This window comes from Kineococcus gurbantunggutensis (assembly GCF_050871925.1).
In the GTDB taxonomy this organism is placed as follows: Bacteria; Actinomycetota; Actinomycetes; order Actinomycetales; family Kineococcaceae; genus Kineococcus.
In genome coordinates, this window is record NZ_JBJLSG010000180.1 from 1 (window position 1) to 8986 (window position 8986).

Below are 8986 nucleotides of genomic sequence, written 5' to 3' on the forward strand. Positions count from 1 at the left end.
TGCACCCACCATGCTGCTGGTGGACAAGGGGGCGCAGGTGGCGGCGTTCACGCTGATGCGCACCACGTCGATGGGCACGAAGCGCTCGGGGGTGCGGGGGGCGTTCATCCCCTCGGTGACCGAGGCGCTGGAGGGCTTCTACCGATCCGTGGTGCAGCCGTTGCGGGGGTGGGTGCCGCCGGCGCCGAAGCTGCCGGAGGAGGCCACCGACACGTCTTTGGAGAACGAAATTTTTCGTGCTTAGATTACCAAGGAAGGCGGCAAAGGGAACCTGAGTATTGTCGGCAAGGTATCGCAATATGCGGCAATAAATCACTTACGTCTCTGAGGGGGATGTAGCCATGGCCCGTAAGAAGAAGGATGACGCAGAGCGCAAGGCTCAGAGTGTAAGTTGGCGACCAAACATGACCGGGGACGGAAACTATAAGACACCAATCTTCCTCAGCTACCCAAAGCCATATCAGGCTCGACAGCGAGATTTTATTGAAAAGCTATGCTCTCATCTCAATGAAAGAGATTTCTCCCCCCGAACGCTTGATGTCACTGACTACAACTTTAAAGCGCCGCTGCACGCTATCCGAAAGATGATGTCCGAATCATACGGATTGATCACAGTGGCCTTTCGCCGCACGTATTTGCGAAAGGCAACCGGAAACTATAGAACTAACATTAAAACATTAAAAGAATACAATCTGGATGGCACATGGATGACTAGTCCATGGGCCCATATTGAGCCGGCAATGGCTTACCAAATTGGTTTGCCGGTAATGATACTTCGAGAGTCTGGCGTTATTGCTGATGGTATTCTCGAGAAAGGTACCCTCGGTCTATCTATGCCTGAGTTTGACCTTTCCGCTAAGGCTGAAGATTATCTCGGAACACAGCAGTGGAGACACTTAATTCGCCAGTGGGAGTCGGACGTTCGGGGCGTCGAAGCTAGGCGTGGTGAGCCACCAAGTGCTTTCTAGATCGCTTTAGCATCGAAATTTTTAACGCAAACGAAGCCACTGAAATTCTCGGCATTTATTATTGGCGCTGTCGTTTGATGGCTATTCGAAAGGGAAGTGCTATGAGTTATCGCAATAAGACGTACGTGGCTTTCGCCAGCGAAAATATTCGCCTGTATCGACTCATGGAAGCTTGGCGCGACAACGAAAGGATCGAATTTAAATTCCACGACGCACACGATCTATACATCTCCTTGGATACAAGTAAACCTGAGACGATTAAGCGCAACCTCCGAGAGCGCATGAAAAATGTCAAACAAGTGGTGCTGATTGGGACGCCTGAAGGAAAGAAAAAGGGCGGCGACGGAAGATCCTTTCTTGCTTATGAGATTTCTGTCATGATGGAGTTCGACTTGCCTGTGGTCGTCGCTAATCACGACGGCAAAAGAACCGTAAATCGGAACCTCATCCCTAAGCCACTTCTTGATGCTGATTACTATACGCTGTCCGTGGCTTTCAGTCCCGCCATCATCAAGCACGCCCTGGACCACTATGCACCGCAATACGCGTCGAGCGGAAAGTCGGGACCGCACTACTACGAGCAGCACGTCTATGACAAACTGTGACCATGTCTGCCACCCGCGACTTCCGGAACCGGCGCTTCTGGAAAAGCTTCGCGACTCACCTATTTAGCGCGCTTGGCGCTCTCGCGGCCGTGCTTACCATCATCAGCGTTTTCTTTATCAATGCGTTGAGCAAGGTTGGCTGGTGGCTCTTTCTTTTGGTAGGTGCGGTGGCCTTCTTGTACGCGATTAAACGGTCCTATCCGCGCCCCATCAAACAGCGCTACTCGATGCCAGATACCACCATTCGACTAGTGACTGGCGACCTGTTCAGCCAAAACACTAGCCTTGTCGTCGGCATGTCGGACTGCTTTGATGTGGAAACCCCGCATATTATTCGCACAGACAGCGTGCAGGGGCAGCTTCTTCATAATGTCTACAAAGGCGACACAGGGAAGTTGCAGTCAGATCTCAAAACGGCTCTAGCCGCCGAGGTTCCCATTGAGACGAATATTGCTAAAGACGGAAACACCGACCGATACGAATGTGGCACCGTCGCCGCGATCAGGCATCACCGGACGTACTATTACTGCGTGGCTTACACGAAGATGGACGAGCATAATAAAGCGTCCTCCACTATTGGCATCCTTTGGGATGCCATGGAAAAGTTGTGGCGCGAGGTGCGACGATGCAACAATGGCGAAGCGGTCTCCGTCCCAATCATCGGCCTAGGGCAGTCAGGGCTGTCTACCGTACTTCCCATTCAAGATGCTATTCGTTTCCTAATCCTGACTTTCATGTTTGCTTCGCGCCAAGAACGGGTGTGTGATGAATTACGCATCGTGGTTCGCCCAGAGGACGAGAATCGAGTTAACATGCTGGAGGTTCAAGATTTCTTAACCTCCCTGAAGAAGTCCTGATGAGCAGCCTGGTCGTGCCCGACACCTCGCCTTGCGCCTTCTGCGACTACCTGAGTGGTGCACGGCCGTACACCATCCTTCATCGCGAAGACGCTGCCGCTGTGTTCGTCACTCGTGAACAGCGAGGCATGAGCCACCTACTCGTAGTTCCAACGCGCCACGTGCCGACCATCTTGGAGTTGCAGGCGGCCGAGAGCCATACCGTTGTAGACCTGGTGCAGCGCGCAGCAGCGGCCATCGACCGCGTTGAACAGAGACCTGGGATTAGCGTCTGGCAGAACAATGGGATGGGTGCGCACCAGGTCATCCCTCACGTGCACTTCCATGTGGCTGGCACGGTCGACGGTGGGGGCACGGAATGGGGTGAAGTGACTGAACTTAGTGTGAGCGAGACAGAAGTCATCGCCTCACGCCTGCGACCCTTTTTTAGCCCCTCAACCCGCAGTTAAGAGCGGCAATTCCATAACCGACATTACGGTGTCTCTCCGCGCCCTTGAAGCTGGCAGCCATACGTCGACCAGCGACCTCTAACCTGCGATGGTGACGCGAGGCGATGCACGACAGCCGCAGGCTGTAGCCAAGGTGAGTAGGGCCACCTGGCCTTCTCGTGCGGGGCGCAGGTGGGCGGCCGCGGTGACGAGCACCGCTGCGCTGCTGCTGGCCGGGTGCACGTCCTCCACCACCGAGCCGGCTCCAAGCACCACCTCCGCTGAGGCTGGAGGCAGCACCACTTCTACCTCCTCCGCCACTTCGGGGCAGGCTCAGCCCTTTACGGTGGTGGAGTCGGCCCACACCAGTACCCCCGGCGCCGGTGAGGGGACGTTCGTGCACTGGGCAGCGCTGCTGCGCAACCCCAACACCACCCACTACGGCGCCTTCCCCGTCATCACCGTGACCGCGCGAGATACCGGCGGGCAGGTGCTGGCCAGCCAGCAGCAGACCCTCAACGCCCTGCCCCCGGGTGCCGACATCGCCTGGGCCGGGCTGGTGGAGGCTCCTGCTGAACCGGCCGCTGTCGAAGTCACCTACGCCACGGTGGAGTGGTACCCGACCCGGACCACCCCCGCCGACTACCCGCCCTTCACCACTACTGGGGTCCAGCGGAGCGGGGACGAGCACTCCCGGCAGGTGGTCGGAGAGCTGGCCAGCCCCTTCAGCCAGGCGGTGGGGTCGATGGCCGTCACGGTGCTGTACCGCGACGGCGCCGGCAAGCTGCTGACCGGCACCACCGGCTACGTCGATGCCCTCCCGGCCGCTGGCACCGTGCCTTTCTCCGTCGTGGACCTCACCGGTCTGCCCCAGCAGCCCGCCGAGATCGAGGTCTACGCCGTGCCGTGGGGCGGCTCTCCGGAGGAATGGAACTGGCTGGCCGGCGCATGACCAGCTCGTTGCACCCCCTGAGGCGACAAGGGGCCGTCAGTTCTGCTCGGCACGCCGTCGAACGTAGGCCGTGCTGATGCACCAGGGCCCATCCAGCGGTGGGGCGACTTCATCGAAGTTGCCCCACCGCAGTGGTGCGGCTGTGAGACTGGGGTGAGCACGAGCAGCACCGGCACCAGCACGAGCAGCAGTCCCGCCAGTAGCAGGGTCCGTGATGAGCGCGATGGAGCGTCATGTTCTACCCAGCACCGCCCGCCCCGCCCGGTCCACCGGCCCGGCCGCGGCGGGTCGGCTTCGTCCTGGCCACCATCGCGCTGGGGCTGCTCGCTGCCGTGGTCGGCTGAACCGCTGGCTTCGCGGCCACCACGCCAGATCCAGGTCCCACCCCGACCACTACGGTGACCGCCACGCCCTCGCCGGCGGTGACGGTGACGGTGACACCGCCGGTGGCCACGAGCACCGTGCCCGCGGCGCCCGTGGTGATCACGCCACCGGCGCGGACCGTCACCCCACCGGCTGTGACGGTGACCCGATGACGGTGGCGGTGGCGGTGGCGGTGGTGGCGGTGATTCGGTGACGCGCGCTCGCAAGCTCACTCTGGCCAGTGAGCCTTTTCCATCCTGGCTCAGCCGGCGAGGATGAGGGTCTGCACAGCAGCCACGAGAGTGCTCGTCTGTGAGGGGCTGGAGCGGATCTTGCGCAGCACCCGCCAACTCTTGAGCTGGGCGTTCACCCGCTCGCCGGGTGCTCGCAACGCGGCGTGAGCGCGGTTGACCGCGCGCTGGTTCGCCGGCAGCGGCCGGAGGGTACCGGTGGCCGGGTCCTTGCGGCGGGAACGCTGCGGCACCCGGACCTCCGGGCAGGTGCGGGCAGCGCCCTGGTAGCCGCGATCGGCCAGCACCGGCACTCCGGCGCCGACCAGGGCATCGAGCAGGCCGTGCTCACGGGCGCAGCCGAGGTCGTGGCGCGAGCCCGGCAGTGCCGGTGAGGCCCAGATCAAGCGCCCGGCCGGATCAGCGAGGGTCTGCACGTTGACGCCATGGGCTTGGGGGCACCCCCTCTGGGGGAGGCTTGCCGGAGTAGTAGATGCGGTTGCCCCCGGTGGCCATGGCGACGCGGTCGATGCGCAGCAGCGTGCCATCGAGGACGACGTAAGCCTTGCCCGCAGCCGTCGACACCGCCTGCTGCAGGCTGGGGGCCATCGCCGCCAGCACGGCCACGGCCTCGTGCACGTAGCGGTGCACGGTGGCGATGCCGATCCCGAAGCCGATGGCCAGGTCTACGTAGCGTTCCCCTTTGCGCAGGTGCGCCAGCACCAGCAGCGCCTGCCGGCCTGGCGACAGCTTCCGCCAGGGCGAGCCGATGCGCTCCCGGCGTCGGCGCAGCGACTCGGCCAACAGGCTCAGGGCGCGGGTGGACACAGGCAGGCCGGACGGGTAAGACAGCATGCGAAGCCGCTGGTGGTACGGATGATCTCGACAATCCCCGTCCTACCAGGGGCTTCGCTCGTGCTGTCGGCAACCCCGCTCGTCAGCGGGATGGAAAAGGCTCAATCTCCCACACAGAGATGCCAGTCCAATCCAGGTCAGTCAGGACTGCTCTACGTAGATCGACCTTCATGTGTGGCCATCGAGGCTTCGGCGCCTTCTCGTCGTCTGGGTCGACACTTACTGGCCGTTGCATTAGTTCCTGGCGGGTAGTCGTCGAGCGCAGATCAGCGTCACCGCCAGGCGAGCCAACGCGGTGATCGTGCAAGAACTGGTGTCGTAGCGCAGCGCCAGGCGCTTGTAGCTCAGCAGCCAGCTGATCGTGCGCTCGACGACCCAGCGGTACCGGCCAAGGCGCTGGCTGGACTCCACGCCGATGCGGGCGATGCGTGCCGCGATACCCCGTCGGCGCAGGTAGGCGCGGCACCGGCGGTTGTCGTAACCCTTGTCCGCGTGCAGCTTGACCGGCCGGCGCCGCGGGCGCCCGCGACCAGCGCCCTTGACCGAGCGCTGACTCTCGAGCAGCGGTGCCAGGAACAGCGAGTCGTGCCGGTTGGCGCCGGAGAGCACGACGTTCAACGGCAGCCCGTCGGCGGTGACCAGCAGGTGGTACTTGGTGCCCGACTTGCCTCTGTCCGTGGGGTTGCGCCCGGTCAGGGCGCCCCTTTTTTCGCCCGGACGCTGACGGAGTCGGCGCTGGACCGGGACCAGTCCAGCAGGCCCTGCTGCCCCAGCCGGTCCAGCACGGCGCCGTGCAGCTCGTCCCACACGCCGGCGTCCTGCCACTGGCGCAGCCGGCGCCAGCACGTCGCCCCCATGCGACGCGCGGGAGGTGCCCCCGCCCGAGCCGTGACCCAGCTCGAGCGGCAGCTTGGCCCAGCCGATGCCGGTGCTCAGCACGAAGACGATGCCCTCAAGCACCAGCCGGTCCTCGCGCCGAGGCCGGCCGGTACGCCCACGCGGCGCCGGCGGCGGCGGGATCAGCGGCTCGAGCAGCTCCCACAGCTCATCAGTGATCAGCTGGCGGGGCCGAACGAGGGGGTCGGTGGCCGTGCCGACCAGGCTGCGCCTTGTTCAGCGCGACACGCCAGAGCCTCGGACGGACTTCTGCAATGGGCTGTTAGTGATGGATAATTAGTGCTAGCTACTTCTCCCAAACGACCATGTGCATGACGAGTTGTTCTTTGTCGAAGCTCTGTACGACGCCAGAGGCGTAGCGATTGTCTCCCGTCAAAAAACAGTAGACTTGACCGGGCTCGGTTTCAGTGAGGGTGACGCTGGAGTAGCTATAGGCGCTCGTATTCCGACATAAATCATAAGTCGGCTGCGAAACGCCCATGTCCGCAATTTGCCCACCATTGGTGACATCGAGGCGCTGATACATACCAGAATATCGGTAGATGTCATAAGCGCTGCTATTGCTGACAGAATTGTTCCGATTCCATTGAGGATCTGATTTCGAATCAAGATCGGTATAATAGACCCCGCTCGGGAATACTAGGTCGGCTTCCCGCCGAACCGTTCCGCCACTCGCTGATGGTATAACCGTGACTGTAGTTGGAGGTCGAGTGATCGTAGTCGTAACAACCGGGCCAGGAACCTCGGCCGTTACTGTACTCGTCGGAAGATTATTGCTCGACCCGACGAGCGCATTTCCGCTGGCGCTGACCACTGTAGTATCCGTCAGTAGAGTTGTAACAACAGTACCTACAACACCAATCGCAGCTGTTACGGCCGCCACAAGCAGTGCATCGCGAAGGCGATGACCCTCCGATGACGTCGAGGATGTCCTGCTGGGGGTGCTCGACGAGTCGTTTTCGGGCATGGCGCAACCTCACGCTAGTACTCAAATGGATGTACCTGGTTGCTCACCGTAGTAGTTCCGTTGGTAACGTGTCAGCGAAAGTGGTCAAGTTGCTCTGTGTAATGATCCGCTTACTGAGCTCAACTTCCCAACTGCGGAACGTGTCAAGGCGGTTGAGGCCAGCAGGTGTTAGGTAGCTGAGCTCTGCTCGACCGGCGCAAAGTCGCCGGGTCGGTTGATCCAGGCACTGGTCGGCAGGTCGAGGATCTTCGGCATAGCCGGCTCGGACGCGAAGCGTTCGGGGTGGGCCTGACGGGCCCGCTCGACTGCGTGGCGTCGAGCCTGCTGGACGTGTTCGCTGCGGTGGTGATGGACGTCGGCGGGAGTGTGCAGGCCGATCCCGGCGTGGTGGTGCTCGTGGTTGTACCAGTCGGCGAATTCCTCCATCCAGGCCCGCGCACCGCCCAGGGTGGCGAACCGTTCGGGGAACGTCGGGGCGTATTTCACCGTCTTGAACAAGGCCTCGCTGAACGGGTTGTCGTTGGACACCCGTGGTCGCGAGTGCGACCGATCGACGCCGAGGTCCTCCAGCAGGTGCGCGACCGTCTTCGTCCCCCACTGCGTGGGAGGTACCCCCAGTCGATCATCACGTAGGCATCGAACCAGACCCCGCGACGCGGGCCCGGTAGCTTGGTGATGTCCCAGGTGTAGACCTGCCCCGGCCCGGTGGCCGTCAGTTCTGGACGAGCCCGGGACGGGTGGCGGGCATGTCGGCGCCGGTCACGGACTTCTTTGTAGCGGCGCAGGATCCGGTACATCGTGGCGATCGAGCACAGGTACTCACCTCGTTCGAGCAAGGTGGCGTAGACCTCGGCTGGGGCCTGGTCGATGAACTCCGGGCTGTGCAGCACGGCGATGACCTGCTGTTCCTCGGCGTTGCTGAGCTTGTTCTTCGGCACCGCATTCTGTGTCGGGGCGGTCTGTGGGGCCAGGGGCAGCGGGGTGGGCAGCGGAACGGGTGATGAGCGCGTGGCTCGGTCCATCGTGGTGCGGGCGATACCTGTCAACGCCGCCGCGGCCCGGGTCGTGACTCCGGCGGCCCGCAGCGTCGTGAAGGCGTTCATCAGCGCGGTCCGTGCTGCTGTTTGTCCGCTCGCTGCTGCTCGCTCTTGGAGATCGAGGCCAAGAGCTCTTGCGCTTTTCCCATGATGTCCAGGGCGGTCTCGGTGGTGGCCAGTTTGCTGCGGGTCACCTCCAGCTCACGCTTCAAGCGAGCGATCTCGGCCTGCTCGGGGCTGGGTCGCCCGACCGGTGTGCCCTCGCTCTTGCCTTCGAGCAGGCCGGCGTCGCGGGCCCGGCGCCACTCCGACATCAGCAAGGAGTAGAGACCCTCTCGGCGCAGGTAGCCCTCACCATCACCGATGGCGCGGGCGGCTTCGTAGCCGTCGATGTAGGCCTGCTTCTGGGCGGGGTGAAGGAGCGTCGTGCACGCGGGCGGTCAGCGCGTGGGCCTGGGTGGGAGGACGAGCCGGTAGTCACCTGTTCATCCCCGACCACAGGGGCGGGTGTCGTCACGGTCATGATCATGGTTCCGTTCTCGCCCTGTCGGGAGAGGTTGCTACGAGCCGCTGGCCTCAACTCACCCTGACAGACAGCGGGCCGCCGGCGTCCACGGTGAACGCGGTGGCGCTCGCGATGTGGCTCAGTCGCTGGCGGTGCCGCCGTCGTCGGTGCAGTGCAGCTGTCGGGACGGAGCAGCCGTCGTGGGTTCGCCGCTGTGAACCTGCTCTGACTGCTCCGTCGGCACGGTGAGCTGCCGATGACCGAGGGTCCCGCGCGCGGGGCCGGGGGGGGGCCCCGGGGGGGGTTTTTAGCGGGGGGTATA

The 8986-nt window shown here is 62.8% G+C and carries 6 protein-coding genes and 4 pseudogenes; 6 read left to right on the forward strand and 4 right to left on the reverse strand.

What is annotated here, in order from left to right:
- From ACRYR7_RS22050 to ACRYR7_RS22075, 6 genes and pseudogenes are all read left to right on the forward strand, one after another.
- A pseudogene (locus ACRYR7_RS22050) lies at positions 1-244 on the forward strand (TerD family protein); the annotation flags it as partial.
- Positions 245-341: 97 nt separating this feature from the next.
- On the forward strand, positions 342-968 hold the full coding sequence (locus ACRYR7_RS22055; RefSeq protein WP_432574262.1) for a hypothetical protein: 627 nt from the start codon (positions 342-344) through the stop codon (positions 966-968).
- Positions 969-1069: 101 nt separating this feature from the next.
- A complete protein-coding gene (locus tag ACRYR7_RS22060) occupies positions 1070-1573 on the forward strand; it encodes a TIR domain-containing protein (protein WP_432574263.1) in 504 nt (167 codons plus the stop codon).
- A 2-nt stretch (positions 1574-1575) separates the two neighbouring features.
- Positions 1576-2430, forward strand: a complete 855-nt coding sequence (locus tag ACRYR7_RS22065) for a macro domain-containing protein (RefSeq protein ID WP_432574264.1) — start codon at positions 1576-1578, stop codon at positions 2428-2430.
- Entirely contained in the window at positions 2430-2879 is a 450-nt protein-coding gene (locus ACRYR7_RS22070) for an HIT family protein (RefSeq protein ID WP_432574265.1), read from the forward strand. The genes ACRYR7_RS22065 and ACRYR7_RS22070 overlap by 1 nt, the downstream gene beginning before the upstream one ends.
- Positions 2880-3063: 184 nt before the next feature.
- Positions 3064-3810 carry a hypothetical protein gene (locus ACRYR7_RS22075; RefSeq protein WP_432574266.1) on the forward strand — a complete coding sequence of 249 codons (747 nt, stop codon included), beginning with the start codon at positions 3064-3066 and terminating at the stop codon, positions 3808-3810.
- Positions 3811-4435: 625 nt separating this feature from the next.
- On the opposite strand, the pseudogene ACRYR7_RS22080 reads toward ACRYR7_RS22075, so the two are convergent.
- The 4 genes and pseudogenes from ACRYR7_RS22080 to ACRYR7_RS22095 all read right to left on the reverse strand — a co-directional run bounded on the left by ACRYR7_RS22080 (position 4436) and on the right by ACRYR7_RS22095 (position 8682).
- Positions 4436-5258, reverse strand: a pseudogene (locus tag ACRYR7_RS22080) (transposase family protein).
- A gap of 234 nt (positions 5259-5492) precedes the next feature.
- Positions 5493-6359, reverse strand: a pseudogene (locus ACRYR7_RS22085) (IS5 family transposase).
- An 82-nt stretch (positions 6360-6441) separates the two neighbouring features.
- Positions 6442-7122 (reverse strand): hypothetical protein, encoded by a 681-nt coding sequence (locus tag ACRYR7_RS22090; RefSeq protein ID WP_432574267.1) that lies wholly within the window; start codon positions 7120-7122, stop codon positions 6442-6444.
- A gap of 168 nt (positions 7123-7290) precedes the next feature.
- A pseudogene (locus ACRYR7_RS22095) lies at positions 7291-8682 on the reverse strand (integrase core domain-containing protein).
- Between the last annotated feature and the right edge of the window lie 304 nt (positions 8683-8986).